The organism is Rhodococcus sp. MurmanLake-1 (genome assembly GCF_056945715.1).
Genome location: NZ_JBWZNF010000002.1, coordinates 560013 through 581027 on the forward strand (window position 1 = coordinate 560013; position 21015 = coordinate 581027).

At 62.0% G+C, this 21015-nt stretch carries 25 protein-coding genes; 9 read left to right on the plus strand and 16 right to left on the minus strand.

Annotation, left to right across the window (positions count from 1 at the left end; genetic code table 11):
* The first annotated feature begins 75 nt into the window (after nt 1-75).
* Nucleotides 76-1071, plus strand: coding sequence for an ABC transporter permease (locus tag AC2ETI_RS09015; protein WP_483633804.1), 996 nt, complete (start codon nt 76-78; stop codon nt 1069-1071).
* On the opposite strand, the gene AC2ETI_RS09020 is transcribed toward AC2ETI_RS09015, so the two are convergent.
* A complete protein-coding gene (locus tag AC2ETI_RS09020; RefSeq protein ID WP_483633805.1) occupies nt 1068-1445 on the minus strand; it encodes a DUF952 domain-containing protein in 378 nt (125 codons plus the stop codon). The genes AC2ETI_RS09015 and AC2ETI_RS09020 overlap by 4 nt on opposite strands.
* 76 nt (nt 1446-1521) lie before the next feature.
* Between AC2ETI_RS09020 and AC2ETI_RS09025 the strand changes: the two genes are divergently transcribed.
* The gene (locus AC2ETI_RS09025) at nt 1522-2109 is read left to right on the plus strand and encodes a TetR/AcrR family transcriptional regulator (protein WP_060938172.1); all 588 of its coding nucleotides are present in this window, start codon (nt 1522-1524) and stop codon (nt 2107-2109) included.
* Between the two features lie 10 nt (nt 2110-2119).
* Nucleotides 2120-3466 (plus strand): cryptochrome/photolyase family protein, encoded by a 1347-nt coding sequence (locus AC2ETI_RS09030; RefSeq protein WP_070385628.1) that lies wholly within the window; start codon nt 2120-2122, stop codon nt 3464-3466.
* Between the two features lie 4 nt (nt 3467-3470).
* On the opposite strand, the gene AC2ETI_RS09035 is transcribed toward AC2ETI_RS09030, so the two are convergent.
* The 3 genes from AC2ETI_RS09035 to AC2ETI_RS09045 all read right to left on the minus strand — a co-directional run bounded on the left by AC2ETI_RS09035 (nt 3471) and on the right by AC2ETI_RS09045 (nt 5815).
* Complete coding sequence (locus AC2ETI_RS09035) at nt 3471-3839, minus strand: VOC family protein (RefSeq protein ID WP_020970460.1); 369 nt, start codon at nt 3837-3839, stop codon at nt 3471-3473.
* Between the two features lie 156 nt (nt 3840-3995).
* Nucleotides 3996-4442 (minus strand): hypothetical protein, encoded by a 447-nt coding sequence (locus tag AC2ETI_RS09040; RefSeq protein ID WP_205906658.1) that lies wholly within the window; start codon nt 4440-4442, stop codon nt 3996-3998.
* 134 nt (nt 4443-4576) lie between these two features.
* Nucleotides 4577-5815: an MFS transporter gene (locus AC2ETI_RS09045; protein WP_020908753.1), complete on the minus strand. Its 1239-nt coding sequence runs from the start codon at nt 5813-5815 to the stop codon at nt 4577-4579.
* Between the two features lie 112 nt (nt 5816-5927).
* On the opposite strand from AC2ETI_RS09045, the gene AC2ETI_RS09050 reads away from it, so the two are divergent.
* The gene (locus AC2ETI_RS09050) at nt 5928-6518 is read left to right on the plus strand and encodes a TetR/AcrR family transcriptional regulator (protein WP_020970457.1); all 591 of its coding nucleotides are present in this window, start codon (nt 5928-5930) and stop codon (nt 6516-6518) included.
* Here AC2ETI_RS09050 and AC2ETI_RS09055 read toward each other — a convergent pair.
* Nucleotides 6476-6703 carry a GNAT family N-acetyltransferase gene (locus AC2ETI_RS09055; RefSeq protein WP_317558858.1) on the minus strand — a complete coding sequence of 76 codons (228 nt, stop codon included), beginning with the start codon at nt 6701-6703 and terminating at the stop codon, nt 6476-6478. The genes AC2ETI_RS09050 and AC2ETI_RS09055 overlap by 43 nt on opposite strands.
* 12 nt (nt 6704-6715) lie before the next feature.
* Entirely contained in the window at nt 6716-7309 is a 594-nt protein-coding gene (locus AC2ETI_RS09060) for a TetR/AcrR family transcriptional regulator (RefSeq protein WP_029255998.1), read from the minus strand.
* Nucleotides 7310-7396: 87 nt separating this feature from the next.
* Here AC2ETI_RS09060 and AC2ETI_RS09065 point away from each other — a divergent pair, with 87 nt between their 5' ends.
* Complete coding sequence (locus tag AC2ETI_RS09065) at nt 7397-7783, plus strand: DUF1304 domain-containing protein (RefSeq protein ID WP_003939752.1); 387 nt, start codon at nt 7397-7399, stop codon at nt 7781-7783.
* Between the two features lie 7 nt (nt 7784-7790).
* Here the strand turns inward: AC2ETI_RS09065 and AC2ETI_RS09070 are convergent, their stop codons facing one another.
* The 3 genes from AC2ETI_RS09070 to AC2ETI_RS09080 all read right to left on the minus strand — a co-directional run bounded on the left by AC2ETI_RS09070 (nt 7791) and on the right by AC2ETI_RS09080 (nt 11457).
* Nucleotides 7791-8300, minus strand: a complete 510-nt coding sequence (locus tag AC2ETI_RS09070) for a hypothetical protein (RefSeq protein ID WP_042952672.1) — start codon at nt 8298-8300, stop codon at nt 7791-7793.
* A 301-nt stretch (nt 8301-8601) separates the two neighbouring features.
* Complete coding sequence (locus AC2ETI_RS09075; protein ID WP_020908748.1) at nt 8602-9447, minus strand: mycofactocin-coupled SDR family oxidoreductase; 846 nt, start codon at nt 9445-9447, stop codon at nt 8602-8604.
* A gap of 93 nt (nt 9448-9540) precedes the next feature.
* Nucleotides 9541-11457, minus strand: a complete 1917-nt coding sequence (locus AC2ETI_RS09080) for a propionyl-CoA synthetase (RefSeq protein ID WP_019744874.1) — start codon at nt 11455-11457, stop codon at nt 9541-9543.
* A gap of 177 nt (nt 11458-11634) precedes the next feature.
* On the opposite strand from AC2ETI_RS09080, the gene AC2ETI_RS09085 reads away from it, so the two are divergent.
* On the plus strand, nt 11635-12906 hold the full coding sequence (locus AC2ETI_RS09085; protein ID WP_021332237.1) for an MFS transporter: 1272 nt from the start codon (nt 11635-11637) through the stop codon (nt 12904-12906).
* On the opposite strand, the gene AC2ETI_RS09090 is transcribed toward AC2ETI_RS09085, so the two are convergent.
* The 6 genes from AC2ETI_RS09090 to AC2ETI_RS09115 all read right to left on the minus strand — a co-directional run bounded on the left by AC2ETI_RS09090 (nt 12874) and on the right by AC2ETI_RS09115 (nt 18504).
* Nucleotides 12874-13935, minus strand: coding sequence for a hypothetical protein (locus AC2ETI_RS09090; RefSeq protein WP_317558732.1), 1062 nt, complete (start codon nt 13933-13935; stop codon nt 12874-12876). The two genes, AC2ETI_RS09085 and AC2ETI_RS09090, sit on opposite strands and share 33 nt — an antisense overlap.
* On the minus strand, nt 13932-15419 hold the full coding sequence (locus tag AC2ETI_RS09095; RefSeq protein ID WP_020908744.1) for an acetyl-coenzyme A carboxylase carboxyl transferase subunits beta/alpha: 1488 nt from the start codon (nt 15417-15419) through the stop codon (nt 13932-13934). Before AC2ETI_RS09095 ends, AC2ETI_RS09090 begins: the two co-directional genes overlap by 4 nt.
* A 93-nt stretch (nt 15420-15512) precedes the next feature.
* The gene (locus tag AC2ETI_RS09100) at nt 15513-16706 is read right to left on the minus strand and encodes an ABC transporter permease (RefSeq protein WP_019744870.1); all 1194 of its coding nucleotides are present in this window, start codon (nt 16704-16706) and stop codon (nt 15513-15515) included.
* A complete protein-coding gene (locus tag AC2ETI_RS09105) occupies nt 16703-17599 on the minus strand; it encodes an ABC transporter ATP-binding protein (protein ID WP_019744869.1) in 897 nt (298 codons plus the stop codon). Before AC2ETI_RS09105 ends, AC2ETI_RS09100 begins: the two co-directional genes overlap by 4 nt.
* A gap of 43 nt (nt 17600-17642) precedes the next feature.
* On the minus strand, nt 17643-18188 hold the full coding sequence (locus AC2ETI_RS09110; protein WP_020970450.1) for a hypothetical protein: 546 nt from the start codon (nt 18186-18188) through the stop codon (nt 17643-17645).
* Nucleotides 18181-18504: a helix-turn-helix transcriptional regulator gene (locus AC2ETI_RS09115; protein WP_003940147.1), complete on the minus strand. Its 324-nt coding sequence runs from the start codon at nt 18502-18504 to the stop codon at nt 18181-18183. The genes AC2ETI_RS09110 and AC2ETI_RS09115 overlap by 8 nt, the downstream gene beginning before the upstream one ends.
* Nucleotides 18505-18610: 106 nt before the next feature.
* Between AC2ETI_RS09115 and AC2ETI_RS09120 the strand changes: the two genes are divergently transcribed.
* The 3 genes from AC2ETI_RS09120 to AC2ETI_RS09130 all read left to right on the plus strand — a co-directional run bounded on the left by AC2ETI_RS09120 (nt 18611) and on the right by AC2ETI_RS09130 (nt 20094).
* Complete coding sequence (locus AC2ETI_RS09120; protein ID WP_021345236.1) at nt 18611-19030, plus strand: hypothetical protein; 420 nt, start codon at nt 18611-18613, stop codon at nt 19028-19030.
* 74 nt (nt 19031-19104) lie between these two features.
* Complete coding sequence (locus AC2ETI_RS09125) at nt 19105-19518, plus strand: VOC family protein (RefSeq protein WP_483633806.1); 414 nt, start codon at nt 19105-19107, stop codon at nt 19516-19518.
* Complete coding sequence (locus AC2ETI_RS09130; protein WP_007733408.1) at nt 19519-20094, plus strand: TetR/AcrR family transcriptional regulator; 576 nt, start codon at nt 19519-19521, stop codon at nt 20092-20094.
* A 12-nt stretch (nt 20095-20106) separates the two neighbouring features.
* Here the strand turns inward: AC2ETI_RS09130 and AC2ETI_RS09135 are convergent, their stop codons facing one another.
* Nucleotides 20107-20946, minus strand: coding sequence for an aldo/keto reductase (locus tag AC2ETI_RS09135; protein ID WP_483633807.1), 840 nt, complete (start codon nt 20944-20946; stop codon nt 20107-20109).
* Between the last annotated feature and the right edge of the window lie 69 nt (nt 20947-21015).

The following is a 21015-nucleotide window of genomic DNA, read 5'->3' on the forward strand; positions in this document are numbered from 1 at the left end:
TTGACAGTTCATCATAACCGGAGGAATATCTTCCACAAATAGTGGAGGAAAAACTTCCACTTAGGGAAGGTAGTTATGAACGCCGAAGTTGAAGCACGGGACCGCAAGAAGTTGGTGGCTGTGGTGTTGGGCTTGTCCGCCGTGATCGGGCTGATGCTGCTTGCCTTCGTACTGCCCTCGGTCAACAGTGGCCCGCACGAACTGAGGTTGGGCATCACCGGTCCAGCTGCGGCAACCGAACAGATCAGCACCTCGCTCGAGGCGAGTAAGCAAGGCGCCTTCGATACTCGAGAATTCGCTGACGCCGACGCCCTGCGTGACGCGATTCGGAATCGCGACCTGGTTGGCGGAATCGCCGTTGATGCCAACGGTCCTCACGTGTTGATCGCGACTGCAGGCGGAACCCCGATCGCCCAGACCCTGACCGGGGTGGCCAACGGCCTCTCGGAGGCCTCGGGGGCAAAGGTGCCCGTCGAAGACGTTGTGCCGCTGACTGCGGACGACCCGACCGGTGCTGGGCTCACGGCATTGGCCTTGCCCTTGGTGTTCGGCGGAATCATGCCTGCTGTTGTTCTCGTGCAACTGTTTCCGCGCAGCATTGTCAAGCGAGTGTTGGGCGCTGCCGGCGTCGCGGTTGTCGCGGGTTTTGCACTGACTGCCATTCTGCAGTTCGGCACCAACAGTCTTGACGGAAACTACCTGCTCACCGCGCTCGCACTCACCATGGGCATGTCGGCCATCTCGCTGCCCATTCTGGGACTCGAATCCCTGCTCGGGATGAAGGGATTCGCGTTGGGTGCCGTCACGATGATGTTCATCGGAAACCCACTCTCGGGGATGGCGACAACTGCCGCGTGGTTGCCCGCAGGCTGGGGTGCATTGGGGCAGTTGCTCCCACCCGGCGCCGCAGGAGCATCCGTCCGTTCGATGGCGTTCTTCGACGGCCATGGCGCCGCCACGCCACTTCTGGTGCTGGTGTGCTGGATTGCCGTCGGGATCGCGCTGTGCGTCGCCGCCGGCCGGAAGAAGGCGTCGACCCCCGTGGTCGAACCCGAGGCTGCGCTGGTCTAGCCGGCGGGGCTTGCGTACGGGGTCAGGTCGGGAATCGGCCAGGCCCCGTCAACGCGTTCCACGACCAGTTCGACGACCACGGTGTCCTCGTCCATCGGTAGAGGTCGGAGGATTCGGAGCTTTCCCGCCTCCCATTCGACGTCGATGCCTGCGGAGGTCAGAGCGTCCTGGTCGATGACGGCGACGATCAGTGGCAACGTGAGGTCGCCGAACACCAGATCGAGCACCGAAGCGAGCGCGTCCGGGGTGGTTGCGCGAATGAATCCCGCCTCGTCGTAACTGATTCCGCGCGTCGAGACCTCGTACTCACCGAAACGCTTGCATGCTTCCCAGTCGTCGGCGATGGCGACGTGGACGAGTCGTTGTCCGGTCATGCAGTGCTCCTGTAGTGTTCGAAATAATGAAACGTCAACGTAGCATTAATTGAGTGGCACGGTAGTAGGGGACTTGATGGAGCAACCGCGCAGACGTGGGAGAACCAGCGACGCGGAGCGAGCTGATCGACGCAACGAGATTCTCGACGTCGCGGTCGACTCGTTTCGAGAAGTCGGGTTCGCTCGAACGACCATCGACGCCATTGCCACAGCGGCCGGCGTCGCCAAGCGCACCGTGTACAGCTATTTCGGCGACAAATCCGCGGTCTTCGCTGCTGCTGTTTCGCGTCAGCACGCGTATGTCGAGAACGCCGGTGGCGACCAGTCGGACCTGCTCGCCGCTGCAGTGGACATCGTCATCGCCCTGCACAGTGACAACTCGATTGCGCTGCACCGCATGATGATCGGCGAGGCCGTGCAGTTCCCGGAACTGGCCGCCGCGTTCTACGAATCCGGCCCGGCCAAGTCGATTGCCTTTCTGGAGAAGATATTGATCGATCAGCACGGCCAGAAGGCTGCGCTGTGCGCGGATCAGTTGTACACGTTGCTGCTCGGGGAGGAGCACCGGCAGCGACTGCTCGGGCTCGCTTCCGAACCGACAACAGAACGAGCTGCGCAACTTGCAGCTCGTGCGGTGGGATGCGTTCTGGGATCTGATCGGTAGGCTCGACTGGGTGAGTAACTCTGTGGTCTGGTTTCGACGTGATCTGAGGGTAGGTGACCTTCCCACCCTGAGTGCAGCGTCGGATGCCGGCGGGCGGACGTTGGGTTTGTTCGTTCTCGACGAGAACCTGCTCGGACCGGCAGGCTCACCTCGTCAGGATCAACTGTTCGCCAACTTGACGGCGCTCGATCATCAACTCGACGGAAAACTGATGGTTGTTCGAGGTGATCCGGCGGACGTGGTGCCCCGTGTAGCGGAATCCGTTGGCGCCGAAGAAGTTCACATCAGTGCCGACTACGGACCCTACGGCCGACGGCGCGACGCGGCCGTGGCGGAGCAGGTGGAGTTGATCGCCACCGGATCTCCGTATGCCGTGGCGCCCGGACGCGTCACCAAGGCGGACGGTGATCCGTACAAGGTGTTCACGCCGTACTTCCGTCAGTGGATGGAACACGGTTGGCGGGGCCCCGCGTCGACCGATGCGCAGACGGTCCGTTGGTTCGATCCGAGCGACAAGGAGGGGGGCCCGCGGCGGGTGAGTATCCCCGCGCCATCCGCCGCCGTCAGCGATTTCGTCGGTGAGGTCGGCGCCCTCGAACAGTGGAAAGAATACTGTGAGAACGATCTTGACCGGTACGACGACGAACGAAATCGGCCTGACCTCGACACCACGAGCCGGATGTCGATTCCGCTCAAGTACGGCACGATCCATCCGCGAACGATGTTGGCAGATCTCTCCAAGCGACTGGGCGACGGCGCTCAGGCTTACCGTCGCCAGTTGGCGTGGCGAGACTTCTACGCAGACATCCTGTTTCAACGCCCCGACAGCGCGCGGAAAAACTACGACGACAAGTTCGACCGTTTACGTCACGACGGTGGAGTGGACGCAGACGCCGCCTTCACGGCCTGGTGTGAGGGCAAGACCGGCTTCCCGATCGTGGATGCCGGCATGCGGCAACTCGCGGCCGAGAACTGGATGCATAATCGGGTGCGAATGATCGTCGCGTCTTTTCTGGTGAAGGACCTACACATTCCGTGGTGGCGTGGCGCACGGTTCTTCATGTCGCATCTGGTGGACGGTGACTTGGCCTCCAATCAGCACGGGTGGCAGTGGACTGCAGGGTCGGGCACAGATGCTTCGCCCTTCTTCCGCGTCTTCAACCCCATCACGCAGGGAGAGAAGTTCGATCCCGACGGCACATACGTCCGTCGGTGGGTTCCCGAACTCCGCGATGTTCCCGGGAAGGCCGTCCACTCGTTGAAGGCGATGCGCCCGGTCGACTACCCAGACCCGATCGTCGATCACGCGCATGAGCGTGAGGAAGCCTTGCGCCGGTACGGCGAGATCAAGGGCTGAGTGCTCAGTGATCTGCGGGCGCTACGCGGAGGCGGTTTCCGTCCAGATCTGAAATGACGAATGTCAGACCGAAGACATCTTCGTTTGGCTCTTCGACGACCTCGACACCCTTGGCCACCCACTCGTCGTAGATCGCCCGAATTTCATTGCTCCCGCCGTCGACCAATATGCCGACTTCGAAATTGCGCGGAGTCGCGGGATCGAGGTCGCGGGACTTGCCGCTCCACAGTGCAAGGACCACGCCGCCGCCGAGGTCGAAGGTCATGTACCGAGGGCTGAGGACCTCAGGCTTCGCGTCGAACAATTCGCCGTAGAACGCTGCTGCGGAGGCGGCATCGCTGACGTAGATCAGAAACTGGTTGGGTAGTCGCACTGTGGTTTTCCCTCTCCCGTTGATGTTCGGGCTACCGGCAGCGGGGCGTGTGCCTGGTCGTGCGGGGCTGTGTTCAACAATCCCCGCGCGCCGGACGAATGTCCAAGAACAAGTGCGTCTGAGAGGCAGATGGATTACTTATGACGACTGCTGCAGTCACACCGCACTGAGGTGGTACCCGACGCTCAGGTTCGGGTAGTAGCCGTCGATGTAGCTCGAGATGAAGTATTGATCAGGGTCGGTGGTGCGAGTTCCGTCGGTGTCGAACTGCGGATAGTCGTTGGCCATGAAGACGGCTTGTCCGCCGCCGGGAGTGGAATAGACGACGTCGACCGTCAGGCCGCGCGGGTCCTGGTTGTATGCCGTGACGATCTCGGTCTCGTGGGGCGCGAGCGACTGGCGTGGGCTCTGCATCCACTGTCCGTAGGGGTTGTCGGCGCCTTCGAGATGAATTGTCTGTTCGGTGTCGTTGCTGATCGTCATCGTGATGGTGTTGCCGGTCGTGGGAAGAGTTCCGGCACTGGCGATTCCGCTCAATCCCAAAGTGAGGGCGCCGGCGGCCAGAGCTGTGATTGCGGCAACTACGTAGCGTGGGTTCGTCATCGTCGGTGTCCTTTGTCCGGGTGAGCGTTCGGTTGGCTCTCTCGAAGACAACTATGTCGGAGCGGATCGATGTCGTATGTCCACTCCTCGGACCCTGTGCAGGAGGAACGGTGTGTCCACCGATCGGGGGACACCTACTCCGACACGGAGACAGCTTCGACCTTTCGCTCGCCGGTGACCAGCAGTCCGATCAGTGCGGCGGCCGCGAGAACCATGACGAGTGCGCCGTAGCCACGCGTCGTATCCACCAACCCCACCTTGCCGACCAGGTAGCCGGCCAGCAATGCCGGAAGGCTGTTGGCCAGATATGCGATGACGTAGACGGTGGACAACAACCCCGCGCGTTCGTGGTTCTCGGCCAGCGGCATGACAGTGAGGATGGTTCCCTGGAATCCTGCTCCGAAGCCGATCCCGGCAACAGCCGTACCAACCAGAATCAATACTGCAGAGGATGTTTCAGCACCGATGAGTGTGACGGCCACCCCGAGCACCAAGGCGGTTGTTCCGATCAGCATCACGGTTCGGCCGCCGAGTTTGCGGAAGGTGAGCACCGCTGCGGCTCCGAATCCCGTCAGTGTTGCGACCATGATGGCACCGATGAGCGAGCTGTGAACGTCAAGTGCGTTGCGCGCCAGCGCCGGTCCGAGTGAGAGGTAGAAACCGCCCAGCGCCCAGACCGCGATCAGGCACGGTGCTGTGAGCGCAATCATGGTTCGGGCCTCGCGAGGAACAGCAAGGGTGGGGCGTAGCGACTGCCAGGCTCCGGGGCGTCCGCCCGAAGTCTCGGGAGCGGCCCAAACCCCGAGGATCTCGAGGACGACGAGTACGAGAAGGACCAGGTAGACAGTGCTGGTTGGCCTGGGCAGGTGCTCGCTGATGAGACTCGAACCCACGGCTCCGACGGCAAGCCCCACTGTCGGAGCGACGCTGTTGATGATCGATCCGCGGCCCGGAGTGCGTTCGAGGTCGATCAACGCCGAACCCAAAGCGCTGATTGCAGCGCCGGTGGCAACACCTTGCACGACCCGGGCAATCAGCAGAATGGTCAAACCGTCGGCCGAGGCGAACAGGGCGAGCGAGACCGCCTCCAAGGCGAGCGCTCCGAGCAGGACCGGGCGCCTGCCGATGTGATCGGACAGGGATCCGGCGGTCAAGAGCGTGGCGAGCAATGCGAGAGCGTAGATGCCGAACACGAGCGTCGACGCGAGCGAGGAGAATCCCCACAACTGTTGATAGTGCTCGTACAACGGTGTCGGGGTCGCGGAGGCGCCCAGGAACGTAGCGATGATGACGGCGATGAGTGTGAAAGCGGCGCCTCGCCCCAAGCGTGGGCGTGAAGTGCTCTCAGTCGGTGGTGAAATGGTCGTTGTCATTGTCGTAGCGCTTCCCGTGCGGGTGGTGAAGACTTCAAACGCAAATACTTTGCGTTTGGGACGCTACGCCTGGCCGTAGCCTAATGCAACATCTTTGCGTTAGTATTGATTTATGAGTCCGTCCGCAGGTCCGCGCCCCGGTGGCCGCAGTGCGCGCATCCAACAGGCAGTGCATGCGTCGGCGCGCAAGTTGTTGGAACAGCGTGATCGGGCAGAGATCACGGTGCCGATGATCGCAACCGATGCGGGTGTGACCCCGTCGACCATCTATCGGCGGTGGGGCGACATCAACGAAGTCTTTGCCGATGTCTCGATCGAGAGATTGCGACCGGACGCCGACCCGCGTGAAACGGGTTCGCTCCGAGGGGATCTGACGATCTGGGCGCAGGACTATCTGGAGGAGATGTCTGCACCCGTCGGTCGCGCATCGCTGCGAGATGTGCTGATGAGCGACGACCAGACGCACGCACCGGACGGCACGAAGAAGTTCAAGTGCGCCTTTTTCTGTCGGACACAGATCGACGTGATACTAGCTCGTTGGCCGGAAGCTGCTGACGTGGATGGTGATTCGGTAGTGGACCACGTGGTTGCACCGATCATCTACCGAATTCTGTTCGACCTCGAACCGGTCGCGCCGCAGCGAGTTGCGGAATTAGTGGATCAGACACTTGCGCTCGCGGCGCGGGTCGGTGCCGAAGGCTGATCGCTGCGTAGCCGGGCGTGGACGTGCATGGCGTGCCAGCCGTCGGCGTGCCTGGCGGAGCCTCGTCGAACACCTTCTTCGCTGAAGCCTGCTTTGGTGGCGACTCGGCACGATCGTGGGTTGTGGATCGAGTGCTCGAGTTCCAGTCGATGAAACCCTACTTCGCGGAATGCCCACTCGGACAGTGCAGTTACGGCCTACGTGTTCCGGCTCTGCCACTCTTCGTTCAGGCGGCGCGCGGATTCCAGAGTTGCGATCGCCTCTTCGGTGTCAACTCGCGCGAGGACCAGTGCACTTACTGTGCAGGAGAGAAGGATTCGAGTGCGGTCTGAGAGCGTGGCGTCTGTCTCGGTCGGAAATGTGGCTTGTAGCCCGCTGCGAATTGCAACGGCAAGTTCTTGCCGATAGGCGCGGATCACGGCTGCCACCGCATCGTCGTGCGCGCCGAGTCCGGCAGCCGTATTGAGAAGTAGGCAACCGCGCCGAGGCGAGTCGGCGGTCATGGTGCCGATCGCGTGCTCAAGCGAGTAAAGGTAGTCGTCGACGGCGTCTGCCCCGGGATTTGTCGTGAGGCCGCGCAGACGTGGCCGGATGACATGTTCGAGGTACATCTGCACGGCGGCGTCGAACAATCCGCGCTTGTTGGTGAACGAGTTGTAGAGACTTGACCGACTCAGCCCCGTCGCGGATTCGAGGTCGCCGAGTGAGGCGCCTTCGTATCCGCGTGCCCAGAAAACGTCCAAGGCGGCAGCGACCACGGCTGTTGTGTCGAATTCTTGTGATCTGCCCATCAAAGCCTCGCTCTTTCTGTATCGTTCGGTCCAGTATATATTGGACCGAACGATACAGAATTCACTCGAAGCAACAGGAGCTCACCGATGAACGTCGCCGGCTACATCTTCGCGGGACTGGCCGCAGCAGTGCACGTATACATTTTTGTCCTCGAATCGATTCTCTGGACGGCACCGAAGACCCGCGCCACGTTCGGCGTGAAGTCCGAGGAAGAGGCGATCACCACGCAGCCGCTCGCCTTCAACCAGGGCTTTTACAACCTTTTCCTGGCGATCGTGTCAGCGGTCGGCATCGTGATTGCGGCGACCGGCTCCGCGTCGGTCGGAATTGCCCTCGTCCTGGCGGGCACAGGATCGATGGTTGCCGCGGGATTGGTGCTGATTCTCTCGTCTCCCGACAAAGCCCGTGCAGCCGTCGTGCAGATGCTTTTCCCAGCTATTGCCGTTGTTCTGCTGGTAATCCACCTGCTTTGAGTGGTCTCTATCCGCCGCCGAGCACCAGTGATTCGATCAACGCAAAAGCACCGTTGAGTGCTCCGCAATCGAAGGCTTCGGCCAGGGCGTAACCGATGACAAGTTCGTCGGTGCTCGGCGTGCTCGACCAGACTGCGTCGGTCTGTCTGGGATCGGATTCCTCGTTCTTGGAGAAGTGCCCGATCCGCAATCCGTCGCGGGTGAATGCACTGTTCGCGTCGTCGACTGGGGCGAAGTTCAAACTCACGCCGTCGACGAGTGCCGAGACAGAGTACGAGCGACGGGACAGAAACCCTTTGCCGACAGTGAGTTCGACTTCGTCGCCACCGACAGTGAAGAACAAGTCGGCGGCGGCGCGCGTTCCGATGGGTGTGCCTTCGCGGCGCGGGGAATCGACTCGACGCGTCAGCAGAGCGTGTGAGTTGCCGTTTCGGACGTCAACGACCCCCGTGTCGACATCGAACGAGATCTCGACTTTTCCGTGAATCGGGTCTTTTGCGGCGTATTTGACCGTCACTGTGCCTACCCCCTGTAAGTGTGAACTCGGGTCCATAATACGTGGTGGGAGCGTTGTCCAGTATGCCCGAATCCAAAAAAATAGTGCCGAATGACGCGCGTTTGCGGCCAAATGCTTCTACGCTGGGTCTTGGGTTTGTTGCGCATCCCACAACGGTTTTTCCCACGCCAGACGAGGAGCGCCTATGAGGTTGTCGACTACTTGTTCTGTTGCTACGAAGGCTTGATCAAGCCGGAATTGCCTCTGCCGGATGGTGCTCGAGACCCATCCGGCAGAGGCAATTCTGCATCAGTTCGGGCCTTCAGCCGCCGGCGAATTTTTCCGAGGTGCCGAGATCGATCGGCAACGCGATGCCGGTGATCCCGCGCCCGGCCGGCCCCACCAGATAGAACACCGCATCCGCAATCACTTCGGGGTCGACCCACGGGTGGGGCAGCAGATTCAGCTTCGACATGATCGGAGCGGTATCGGCGAGGACAGGATTCTCCAAGTCTGGACGGAACGCACGAACCATCGGTTCGTTGTCGATCATCGTCGTTCGCACATTGCCCGGGTGTACAGAGTTGACCCGAATGTCCGCCCAGCCGAGTTCGTTGGCCAGAGACTTCGCCAACCCCCGAACGGCGTGCTTCGACGCGGAATAGTGTGCGATACCCGGCACGCCTCGAAGCCCGGCCATCGAGCTGATCAACACGATGGATCCACCTCGATTGCCGTTCATGATGTGCGGAATCGACACCTTGGTCGTCAACCAAACGCCGGTGACGTTGATGTCCATCAGCTCGCGGAACTCTTCGGCGCTCAGGTCCCAGGACAATTTCGCCGACGCCGCGATTCCCGCGTTGGCGATCACGATGTCCAGTCGGCCGAGTTTCTCGACTCCGGCGTCGACCGCTGATTTCAGGGCATCGAGGTCGCGAGTGTCCGCGACGGATGCGACGATGCGCCGGCCCTGAGCTTCGACCAGGGCGACGGTCTGGTCGAGGTCGGCTTCGGTGGCCATGTCGTACCCCGCCGTTGCGACCGGCGCGCACAGATCCACCGCGATGATGTCCGCGCCCTCGGACGCGAGCTTGACGGCATGTGCGCGCCCTTGACCGCGCGCCGCTCCGGTGATGAATGCGACCTGACCGTCCAAATTGCCCATCGAACTTCCCCTGCCCGTCTGAATCGTTGAAAACTGGAACGTGTTCATACTGCTACGTTCGGTGCGAGCCAGGCAGGGGAATTCTCTGAATCCTTATCCGCGAAGGAGTTTGGACAACTCGTCCAGTACGCTCGCGTCCTCGATGGTCGACGGGACCGTGTACTCCTCGTTGTCGGCGATCTGCCGCATGGTCTTGCGGAGGATCTTGCCGGAACGAGTCTTCGGTAGTGCAGCGACGACGGTGACGTCCCGGAACGTGGCGACGGCACCGATCTGGTCTCGCACCCGGGCGACCAGTTCCTGTCGGAGTGTTTCGGGATCGATGTCGACGCCGGACTTGAGCACGACGTAGCCGCTGGGGCGTTGCCCTTTGAGTTCGTCGTGAATGCCGATGACCGCGCATTCGGCGACAGCCGGGTGGCCGGCGACGACGGCCTCCATGCTTCCGGTCGAAAGGCGATGTCCGGCAACGTTGATCACGTCGTCACTTCGTCCGAGCACGAAGACGTAGTTGTCCTCGTCGATGTATCCGGAGTCGCCGGTGAGGTAATAGCCTTCGAACGTCGACAGGTAGGACTTCACGTATCGGTCCTCGTCACGCCACAGTCCGGCGAGTGTTCCGGGAGGAAGCGGCAGGCCGATCACGATGTTGCCCTCGGTGCCCGGACCCACGAGTTCGCCCTTGCCGTCGACGATTTCGACGCGGTATCCGGGGCAGGCGACGGTGGGTGAGCCTGCTTTGATCTCCATCGGTTCGAGGCCGCGCAGGTTCGCGCAGATGGCCCAACCGGTTTCGGTCTGCCACCAGTGATCGACCACCGGGCGATCGAGAATCCGAGTAGCCCACTCGTAGGTGTCGGGATCCAAGCGCTCGCCGGCCGCGAACAGTGTGTCGAGCGACGAGATGTCGTACTTGGCAAGCTCTTTTGCATCCGGGTCGGCCTTGCGGACCGCGCGGATCGCTGTCGGAGCGGTGAAGAGTGCCGACACTTTGTATTCGGAAATGATGCGCCAGAATGCACCTGCATCGGGGGTCCCGACGGGCTTGCCTTCGTACATGACCGTCGTAGCTCCGGCGAGCAATGGCCCGTAGACGATGTAGGAGTGGCCGACCACCCAGCCGACGTCTGAGGCGGTCCACCAGACCTGGCCGGGGCTGATGTCGTAGAGATTCTTCATCGTCCACGTCAGGGCAACGGCATGGCCACCGTTGTCCCGGACGACGCCCTTGGGCTTACCGGTCGTTCCCGAGGTGTAGAGAATGTAGAGCGGATCCGTCGCGGCGACCGACACCGGGTCAGCAGGAGTTGCATCGGCGATCAGCTCGTCCCAGTCGAACCAGGCTGCGGCACTTGACTTGTAGTCGGCAGCTGCGCCGGGAATCTGCTCGCGATTCTTCACGATCACGGTGTGCGCGGGCGTGGCGGACAGTTGCAGAGCCTTCTCGACCATCGGCAGGTACTCGATTGTTCGTCCGGGCTCGAGGCCGCCGGACGCCGTCACGAGCACCACTGGACCGGCGTCGTCGATACGGGTTGCGAGTTCCTTGGCCGCAAAGCCGCCGAACACCACCGAATGCACCGCGCCGATACGTGCACACGCGAGCATCGCGATCGCGGCCTCGGGGATCATCGGCATGTAGATGATCACGCGGTCGCCCGCCACCACACCCTGATCTTTCAAGACGCCGGCGAAGAGTGAGACCTGCTCGAGCAATTCGGCGTAGGTGTAGGTCGTCTTGGCTGGGACCATCGCGGAGTCGAAGATCAACGCGGTCTGATCGCCGCGGCCGTCGCGGACGTGCCGATCGAGGGCATTGAAGCTGGTGTTGAGCGAAGCATCCGGGAACCAGCGATAGATCGGCGCGGCAGAATCGTCGAGAGCCTTCGTGGGGGCGACATCCCAGTCGACGGCACGCGCAGCGTCGAGCCAGAACTTCTCCGGCTGATCCATGCTCTCGCGATATGCGTCGGCATACGTGGTGTGGGACGCCTGCTCGGAAGAGCTCATCGACGTGTGTCCTCTCGTGAACTTCGCTTACCGGTGACCTGAAACACCTTAGGTCACCGTCAGTGCGGTGCGCCTCAGTAGCGGTGCGGGTACCGTCCCTTTGCGCCGGGCGGGCCTGTCCCGTCGGCCAGTGGCGCGTAGGGGTGGGATAAGCCAGGGACGGAAAGGGGGATCGATGTGACAGGTGCAGCGCAACGCGCAGGCTTCTGGGGAGTCCTCGCTCTGCGTGACTTCCGACTGCTGTGGACCGGCGACGCAGTCAGCGGTATCGGAAACGGTGTCACGACCGTCGTACTGCCGCTGGTCGCGCTTCGCGAACTGGACGCGAGTAGCTTCCAGATCGGTGTGCTGGCATCGGCAGTGTGGTTGCCGTGGTTGATCGTCGGACTACCTGCCGGTGCCTGGATCGACCGGCTGCCACGGCGTCCGATCATGATGATCGCGAACGCTGCGTGCGCGCTGCTCTTCGCGAGCCTCGCGATCGCCGGCTTCCTGGAGGCGATGACATACGGCCACCTGCTCCTGGTCGCGCTGCTCACCGGTACAGCCACGGTCTTCTTCCAGGCGGCCTATCACTCGTATCTCCCCACGGTGCTCGCCGAAGCGGATCTTGTCGAAGGGAACTCGAAGATTCAGGGCGCCGAGGCCGCAACTCGGGTGATCGGCCCAAGCGTCGGTGGGCTGGTGGTTGCAACTGTCGGGCTCGCGGCCGGTCTGGTTGTCGACGCGTTCACGTTCGCCTTCTGCTTCGTATGCATCTGGCTGATTCGTGTGCAGGAGACCGTCCATCGCGGACAGAATCAGCGAGAACCGTTGCGACGGCAGATTGCGCTCGGACTGCGATTCGTTGCCGGTGATCCGTATCTGCGGTCGATCGTCGTCTACGGCACTCTGCTCAATTTCGGTCTCACCGGGTACACCACGATTCAGATCGTGTTCTTGGAAAAGACGGTTGGTGTGGGGGAGTTCGGACTCGGGCTTCTCTTGGCGATTGCCGGGGTGGGCGGAATTGTCGGATCGATGATCGCGCGCCCGCTCGGCCGCAGATTCGGCACTGCCCGAAGCGTTCTCATCTGTCAGTTGGTGACGGGACCGTTCATCCTGTTGGCGCCTCTGACGACGTACGGTGCCGGCCTGTTCTGGTTCTGCATCGGCGGCATGGTGATGGTTGCGGGTGTCGTGTCGTGCAACGTGGTGCTCGGCAGTTTCCGTCAAAGTTACTGTCCGCCGGACCGCCTCGGACGAGTAGTGGCAACGAGTATGTTCCTGCTGCACAGCAGCATTCCGCTCGGTGCGCTGACGGCAGGCTACCTCGGCGACGCGGTGGGACCGCGCGGAACGATGTGGATCATGGCCTGCCTGATCGCGCCGTGTGGATTGGTCCTGCTCTTCAGCCCGCTCCGCGGGATCCGCGATCTACCGAGTCGGCCGGCGATCTCGCTGCGGTAGAGCCGCGGCGGCCTCTTCGCTTCGAATCGCGATGCGAAGAGTCGCGAGCATGAACAGTGACACTGCGAAACCGAAAAGCGCGCCGAACTGGTCCTGCGTGAACAGATAGACCTGCGTCACCAGAAGGCTCACGATGAGGGATGCACGCAGGAGTCTCAGGGCTCGCAGGTACGGACCGCGGAAGAGGAACCACACTCCCAGAACCACAAGAACTCCGGTTGCGACGGTGGAGATCTGGACCACCAGATCGGAGACGTCGTCGGCTTCGACGACGTTCTCGGAAACCAACGCGTAGATCACCTGGACAATCGCCAGAAGAGCCTGCAGTACGAACAGGGTCAGTACCAGTCGGCGGACGACACGGTGCCGGAGCAGTTCCTCAGCACGGTGGAAGAACGCGTTGCGGCCACGAGTGATCTTCGATTCGATACCGCCGGTCGGCGGAGTCTGTGAATGCAGGCCGGCTTTGATCGAATCGACGAGGTCGGTGAGGCTGCGGTCTTCGACGCCGTCGAGTACACGGAGGGCGTGGTTGTACTGGATCTCGTCGAGCTGACCGAGAGCGAGGTCCGAGAGCGCTCGCGCCCCGATGGCGAGCCGATGACGATCATTCATTCCGCGCCGAATCACCACCTCGCGCGCGGCAAGATAGAAGAGAACGAAGACGACGTACATGATCGCGATGGCAGGCTGGTAGAAGTAATCGACGTCGGCGGTGACGAATTTTCCGACCTCGTCGATGAAGAGACCGAATCCGATTCCGCCGACGAGCGTGGCCAGGTCACGCGTGCGAGAGCCTTCGGTGATGGCGGTCGCGACGATGGCGACGGCCATCAGCAATCCGCCCCAGAGAACGTGTGCGATGTGGAGGGCGCCGCCCCCGATCTGGGGATAGCCCGTTGCCGCCAGATAAGCGCGGGTGATCAACACGGTCGCGACGCCGGCGAACAGGAACAATTCAAAACGAGCGAGTGCCGCGCGGTCGTAACTGTGCGGCAGCGTCAGCGCATTCCGGTCCTTCGTCGTCATTGCGGAACTCCCAGGTTTCGATAGCGCGCGATACGGGAGGACTGGCGATCGGTGTCCGACTCTTCGGCAAGCACGAAGAGCTCGTGCGCTATCGCAGCCCCTACCCTCTTGGAGAATTCCACGGGTTCGTCGGCCGCGTCAGGCGTTTCGGGAATGATCGCGTCGATTACGCCGTCTCGAAGCAGATCCAACGAACGAATGCCCTGCGCTGCCGCCATCTCCGGTGCGTGACTGATGTCGCGATGTACGATCGCGCTTGCGCCTTCCGGCGGCAGGGGAGCGAGCCACCCGTTCTGTGCCGCGAGTACCCGATCGGCGGGCAGCAGCGCGAGCGCCCCGCCGCCTGTTCCCTGACCGAGCAACACCGACACTGTCGGGGTCTTCAGCGTCACGAGGTCGGCGATGCAACGGGCGATCTCAGGGGCCAGTCCACGTTCTTCAGCTTCTTTGGACAGCGACGCGCCCAAAGTGTCGATCACGAGGACAAGCGGGAGTTGTAGTTCTTCGGCAAGTTTCATGCCCCGTCGCGCTTCCCTGAGCGCGGCCGGTCCCATCGTGGTGAGCGCGGATTGGCCACTGCGGTCCTGGCCGAGCAGGATGCACGGAAAGCCTCGGAAGCGGGCGAGCGAGAGCAAGATCGTCTTGTCGGTTTCACCCTGCCCGGTGCCGCTGAGCGGTACCTGTTCAGTTGCGGCATGGCGGAGCAACTGCCGGATGCCGGGTCGATCGGCCCGGCGCGAGAGCATCACCGACTGCCAGGCGGGAACATCGGGAATCTCGGGTGAGGGAATCGGGTCCGTGGCCGCCGGGGCCGGGGGATCGGTGAGCACGCACAACGCTCGATTGACCAGCAGACGGAGGCGGTCGACGGGTACGACGCCGTCGATAACGCCGTTGCGATACAGGTTTTCGGACGTCTGGATACCGTCGGGAAACTTTTCGCCGTACAGCGATTCGTAGACACGGGGTCCGAGGAATCCCACCAGAGCACCGGGTTCCGCGACGGTGATGTGGCCGAGGGATCCCCACGAGGCAAAGACCCCGCCGGTGGTGGGATTGCGCAGGTATACCAGGTAGGGCAGGTGTGCCGCTTTGTGAACAGCCACTGCCGCAGCGATCTTCACCATCTGAACGAAGGCGACGGTGCCCTCCTGCATCCGCGTTCCGCCGGAGGTGGGCGAGGCGAGCAGCGGGAGTTGTTCTGCCGTAGCACGTTCGACGGCGGTCACGATCCGCTCGGCCGCGGCGACTCCGATGGAACCGGCGAGAAAGCTGAATTCACAGGCAATTACCGCGACCCGACGGCCCCGAACCGTACCGACACCGGTGACGACGGACTCGTCCACTCCGCTCTTCTCGCGGGCCTTCGCCAGGTCTTCTGCGTATTTCGGGCCAGGTCCGACGTCGACGGGCGGGGAGTCCCAAGAGACGAAGCTCTCGGGATCGAGTACCGCAGTGAGTAGTTCTTCGGCCGAGATTCGCACAACGTCCTCCAAGTAAGCAGCACCCCGTCCAGGATGAACCTACCTGGACGGGGTGCCGCCGGGATCGCGTGGCGCCAGTTGTGCGCTGGAGAATCAGCGTCCGAACGCCTCTTTCCATGACACGACCTTGCCGATACGAAGGATGGAGCGCTGGTAGATCTTTGCCGCGATCATCGACAACGCAGCGGTCACCACCAGCATCAGCAGAATCGTTCCCACGATCTGGAACGGAGAAGCAACACCGGCGGAAATACGCAGGGGCATGAGGATTGCCGAGAACGGCGGAATCCAACTCAACACGTTGCTCAGGGTTCCTTCTGGATTGCTCACCGAAACGAAAGCCACGCTGACCATCGCCATGACGAGCAGCGCTAGAGGCATCGCGGTGGCGTTGACGTCCTCCTGCCGCGAGACCATGGACCCGGCGGCGGCGTACAGCACGGCGAAGAAGAGGAAGCCGAGAATGAACCACCCGAGAGTGCCGAACAGAACGCCGATTGCGGTGCCCGTCACGGTCAGGACGCCCGTCGCCAGTCCGGTGGCGACGCCCGCGACGGCATAGGCAGCCATCTGCATCAGGCCGACAGCACCGATTCCGAGAACCTTGCCCCACAACAACTGCAGCGGACGAAGAGTGGAGAGCAGCAGCTCGACCACGCGACTGGACTTCTCCTCGACGACGCCCATCGCCACGTACGTTCCGAACAGCAGGATCTGCATGTACAGGAGCACCACAGCAGCGATCGACATCGCTATGCGTTGGCCCTGTTCGGGATCCGGGGGATCGATGGCATCGATGGTGACCACTGCGGTGGACGTGGCTTCGGCGAGCTGAGCCGGGTCGATCCCCGCAGCGGAAAGCGCATTCGATTGTGCTTGTTGTGCAACGGAACTCTCGATGACGGCGCGCAGATTCGTGGGCACTTCCTTCTTGGTCACGACAGTGACGCCGCCGCCCGATCCAGCGATCACGGCCACGTCGAGGTCGCCGTCCTTGACCTGGTTTCGTGCGGTTCCGTCGTCGGAAACCTCCGTCACCGTCACCGGATTTCCGAGGGTGTCGCCGATGGACACCATCGTGGCACTGAGTGATTGGTTGCCGACCAAGCCGATCTTCGACTTGTCCTCGTCGCCGCCGGAGAAGAGTGAGAAGGCGATGATGCCGCCGACGATCGCGACCAGGATGATGACGTTGCTGATCACAAAACTCTTCTTCGAGATCTGCGTCATGAATTCGCGTCGGGCGACCAACCCGATGGCTCGACCTCCGCTCAACTGGTTGCTCATGCGGCTACTACCTCTCGGAACAGATCGGTCAGTGACGGACGTCGTAGCGTGAACTCGTGCACCGGTCCGGTTTTCAACGCTGCATGCAGGATCTGCTGATCGTCGGCGGTTCCGTCGACGCTCAGGAGCGTTCGACCGTCGAGGTGGCTCAGTGTGGTGACACCGATCAGGTGGTGTGCCCAACCGACCGGCGCGTCAGGGGCGAAGACTTCGATTCGGCCGTCGCCCTTGCCTCGTAGTTCGTCGACGGTTCCGATCTCTCGCATGCTGCCGCGGCTGATGATGCCCACGCGATCGCACAGGCGCTCCACCAGATCCAACTGATGGCTGGAGAAGATTACGGGAACACCGGTGCGAGCCTTCTCGACCAACACGTCACTCATGACATCGACCGCTACGGGGTCAAGGCCCGAAAACGGTTCGTCCAGAACGAGTACTGCTGGATCGTGAACCAGCGCGGCCGCGAGCTGCACACGTTGCTGATTACCGAGGGACAGGGAGTCGACGGTGTCCTTGACGCGTTCGGCGATACCCAGACGTTCGGTCCAGCGCTCTGTCGCCGCATGCGCATCGGCTTTCGAGAGTCCATGTAGCTCGGCCAGATAGGAAAGTTGCGCGCCCACCTTCATCTTGGGGTAGAGGCCGCGTTCCTCCGGCATGTATCCGATAGTGCGACGCACGTCGAGGTCGACGGGTTTGCCGCCGAGGCGAACTTCCCCCGAATCTGCTCCGAGCACACCCAGCGCAATGCGCATCGTGGTCGTCTTGCCGGCGCCGTTGCTGCCGACGAATCCGAAGATCTCGCCTGGTCGCACTTCGAAACTGAGGTTGTCGAGTGCAACGACGTCGCCGTAGCGTTTCGAGATGCCGTCGATCGTGAGGGTGGCTGACATGGGTCCTTCCCATCGGTCGAGTGGTGCGCTTCGGTAATACGGGTCAGAGGTCGAACTCTTCGGAATCAATCGGATCCGGGTCTGGATTGGTCCACGAGAGAATCATCGCGGGCGTGCACGCGCCGATCAGCATTGCAGTCAGTGCCAATAAACCTCCCGAGTAAGGCAGTCTCTCTACATTCCACTGCACCGACGAGGTGAAAATGAGGAAAATGGCGACAATGAAGACCAACGATTGAGTCACGCTCAACCCGACGGAACGGGCGTCGTTGCGTTGCTGGATCTCCCATTCGTCCAGAGCATGCCGCGGCGCATCCCCTTGCCTGCCCGACACGATTTGAAGTGAAGACCACGTCGGTAGGAACAACAGGGTGAGGACCGGCCATGCCACCGCGAACAGTGGGTTGAACAGGCACGCTATGCCGATGGCAACCATCGTGGCGAACAGGACTCCGAGGGCGATGACGAGCATCCGCCGACGTCGACGGGTTCGCCAATTCGGGAGCCAATGTCGGAACGTCTCCTCGTTCTGCAGGAACCGCCGAGTGCGGTGGGCCTGGTAGCGGTCGATCAGATTTGATTCAGGCACTGGGCTTTTCACTCCCCTCGGTAGTGCGGTCAGATCGGTAGACCTCCGTCGACGGTGCATTCCGGTAGACCTCCGTCGACAGCGGCCCGAACTCCGTCCGGGAGAACACCGCTTCGACCGGAAGGTCGAACACCCAGCAGATCCTGAACGCGAGATCCAGGCTGGGGTAGTGATCGCCGCGTTCGAGCGCCCCCACCGTCTGCGGGTTGACGTCGACGAGTTGTGCAAGCTGGGCCCGACTCATCTTCCGCTCGGCGCGAAGCACTCCGATGCGATTGAAGATGGGGAGCGCGTCTCCCCGTCGGACTGGGCTCATGCATCAAAGTGTTGTAAAAACCCAACAGTTTGTCAACATGAACCGCGAAGATGCCGTTTCTGGGTGGTGTCGGCGGATAGGGTTCGGGCAACAGAAGGGGCGTCGCATGGTGGTCGAAAAGTTGGTGCTCGAGAAGTCCTGTCTCGTCGTGCAGGTGCGCGAGGACGGTAGTTACAGCGTGGGACCGCAAGGACGTGAAGTGGTCTGGCGCGATGCGATGGAAAAAGGTGCCGTCATCGGTATCGGTCAGCACACTCCAGGGGACGTTGAGGGTGAATCGTGGTGGGTCGTGTACGGCCAGTCGGACGCCGGGGCAGACGTCACCGTTCGACTCGAGGATGGATCGCACGTGCCGGTGGGCCGTATCGGTGAGATTTTCGCCAGTGAATGGGTGAGTACCCCGCAGCAGGCCTTGCTGTATCGGTCCGATCGCCCGGTGGAGTCGCAGCCCACCAATCTCTCTGTTCTGTTCGCCAGGCCGACGTTCATGCCCAAAGCGGCGTTTCCGGAGAATGATCGCTTGTAGTTGCAGCGAGCTGCCGTCGGGAGGCTGGCGGCTACCTTCTCGAAACATTACGGTACGTACTGTACTGTTTGGGAATGACAACTTGGCCGAACGACCTCGCAGTAGTGCAAGTGCGCATAGCGCGACCCACTAACAGGCTCGACGACGTGATTGCGTTCTATCGCGACTGTCTGGGATTGCCAGAGCTCTACCGGTTCTCCGGTCATGCCGGGTACGACGGAATCATGCTGGGGCTGCCGGATTCGAACTATCACCTCGAATTCACGACCCACGAAGACGGAAGCCCGTGCCCGGCGCCGACGCAGGACAACCTGTTGGTGCTCTACTTCGCCGGCGAGTCGGCGATGTACGAGGTAGTTCAGCGGTTGGGTGAAGCAGGGCACGAACCCGTTGGCGCCGAGAATCCGTACTGGGAGGAGAATGCGGGGATGACTTTCGAAGATCCCGACGGCTGGCGTCTGGTGCTCATGCCGCGACCGGTGCTGTAGATGGTGCGCGCCCGCGACGAGCGGATCGACGACGCCGTACTGGCGGCAACCCTGGAGTTGTTGGGGGAGAACGGTTATGCGGAGCTGTCAATCGGTTCGGTGGCGACGAGAGCCGGCGTGCATCGACCCGCCATCTACCGGAGATGGCCGTCGAAGCGGCATCTGGTGGTCGACGTCGTCGTGGCGCACATCGGTACTGATCCAACGCCGGACACCGGCGATCTCAGGGCAGACCTGGTCGCCGGCATCACGACATTGGTTGTGGGGCTGAGCGAAACGGTAGTTGGGCGGATCCTGCCCGCGTTGGTTGCGGATCTGGCGGCGGACCCGGAATTGGCGCGGGATTTCCAGTCGGCATTCTTTCAGCCACGACGCGATTCCACTGCGGCAGTGCTGGAATCGGCGCGGCTACGCGGCGACATTCGGAGCGACTTCGACCTGGACTTCGTCCTGGATGCCCTGGCGTCGCCGATCTATTACCGAGCGTTGTTCCGTCACTTACCGTTGGACGCGCTCCTGGCCGAGCAGTCCGTCGATTCCGTGCTGCTGACGTTGACTCCCCACGAAAATTCCTGAAGCCGTTTCGATTCAGTTCAATTCGACTGGATCGGGTCCGACACGGCTGTCGGTGTTCAGCGCTGCGATGGCAGCTGACTCGTCGGTATCGAGTGCGAAGTCGAAGATTGCGGCGTTGTCGCGCATGCGGGCAGGTGTCACCGACTTCGACAGAACGGTGTGTCCCTGTTCGAGATGCCAGCGCAGAATGATCTGCGCTGGGCTCTTTCCGTGTGCTGCAGCGATTTTCCCGATGGTCGGGTCGTCGAGGATAGTTCCCTGTCCCAGTGGGCTCCATGCCTCGATTTCGATGCCGCGACTTCGCGCGTATTCCCGTGACGCGTGCTGTTGCAGTCTGGGGTGCAATTCGATCTGGTTGACGGCCGGGGTGATCGAGCTGTGCTCGGCCAGCAGTTCGAGGTGCTCGGGCAGGAAGTTGGACACGCCGATCGCACGGGCACGGCCGGAGGCGAGGATCTCCTCGAAAGCGGCCCACGTCTCCACGAACAGGCCCTTTGCCGGTGCCGGCCAGTGGATCAGATACAGGTCGACGAAGTCGATGCCGAGCTTGTCGAGGCTCGTGTCGAACGCGGCGAGCGCTCGGTCGTGGCCCTGATCGTCATTCCACAACTTGGTGGTGACAAAAAGCTCTGACCTCGGAACACCCGAACTAGCGATGGCGCGGCCGACACCGGCTTCGTTTCCGTAGATTGCGGCCGTGTCGATGTGGCGGTAGCCGATCTCGAGAGCGGTGGCAGTGACCTCTTCGGTCTGTGCGTCCGGTACCTGGAAAACGCCGTACCCGAGTTGCGGGATGGTGATCGGTTCGCCGGTGGTTCCGTGAGTCAGTGTGCGGTCGGGGATCGACAACATTGAAGAGCGCCTTTCAAGACTGGGTGTGGCGGTTCGAAGGGCGATCGTGTCGCCCGTGACCACCTATGC

Bases quoted from the DNA above. Each gene is read 5' to 3' on its own strand.
- AC2ETI_RS09080 (WP_019744874.1), bottom strand. From the start codon at position 11,457: ATGAGCTCTTCCGAGCAGGCGTCCCACACCACGTATGCCGACGCATAT.
- AC2ETI_RS09100 (WP_019744870.1), bottom strand. From the start codon at position 16,706: ATGAGCAACCAGTTGAGCGGAGGTCGAGCCATCGGGTTGGTCGCCCGA.
- AC2ETI_RS09025 (WP_060938172.1), top strand. From the start codon at position 1,522: ATGGAGCAACCGCGCAGACGTGGGAGAACCAGCGACGCGGAGCGAGCT.
- AC2ETI_RS09115 (WP_003940147.1), bottom strand. From the start codon at position 18,504: ATGAGCCCAGTCCGACGGGGAGACGCGCTCCCCATCTTCAATCGCATC.
- AC2ETI_RS09065 (WP_003939752.1), top strand. From the start codon at position 7,397: ATGAACGTCGCCGGCTACATCTTCGCGGGACTGGCCGCAGCAGTGCAC.
- AC2ETI_RS09050 (WP_020970457.1), top strand. From the start codon at position 5,928: ATGAGTCCGTCCGCAGGTCCGCGCCCCGGTGGCCGCAGTGCGCGCATC.
- AC2ETI_RS09040 (WP_205906658.1), bottom strand. From the start codon at position 4,442: ATGACGAACCCACGCTACGTAGTTGCCGCAATCACAGCTCTGGCCGCC.
- AC2ETI_RS09105 (WP_019744869.1), bottom strand. From the start codon at position 17,599: ATGTCAGCCACCCTCACGATCGACGGCATCTCGAAACGCTACGGCGAC.
- AC2ETI_RS09020 (WP_483633805.1), bottom strand. From the start codon at position 1,445: ATGACCGGACAACGACTCGTCCACGTCGCCATCGCCGACGACTGGGAA.
- AC2ETI_RS09125 (WP_483633806.1), top strand. From the start codon at position 19,105: ATGACAACTTGGCCGAACGACCTCGCAGTAGTGCAAGTGCGCATAGCG.
- AC2ETI_RS09015 (WP_483633804.1), top strand. From the start codon at position 76: ATGAACGCCGAAGTTGAAGCACGGGACCGCAAGAAGTTGGTGGCTGTG.
- AC2ETI_RS09130 (WP_007733408.1), top strand. From the start codon at position 19,519: ATGGTGCGCGCCCGCGACGAGCGGATCGACGACGCCGTACTGGCGGCA.
- AC2ETI_RS09075 (WP_020908748.1), bottom strand. From the start codon at position 9,447: ATGGGCAATTTGGACGGTCAGGTCGCATTCATCACCGGAGCGGCGCGC.
- AC2ETI_RS09135 (WP_483633807.1), bottom strand. From the start codon at position 20,946: ATGTTGTCGATCCCCGACCGCACACTGACTCACGGAACCACCGGCGAA.
- AC2ETI_RS09045 (WP_020908753.1), bottom strand. From the start codon at position 5,815: ATGACAACGACCATTTCACCACCGACTGAGAGCACTTCACGCCCACGC.
- AC2ETI_RS09090 (WP_317558732.1), bottom strand. From the start codon at position 13,935: ATGACGACGAAGGACCGGAATGCGCTGACGCTGCCGCACAGTTACGAC.
- AC2ETI_RS09060 (WP_029255998.1), bottom strand. From the start codon at position 7,309: ATGGGCAGATCACAAGAATTCGACACAACAGCCGTGGTCGCTGCCGCC.
- AC2ETI_RS09120 (WP_021345236.1), top strand. From the start codon at position 18,611: ATGGTGGTCGAAAAGTTGGTGCTCGAGAAGTCCTGTCTCGTCGTGCAG.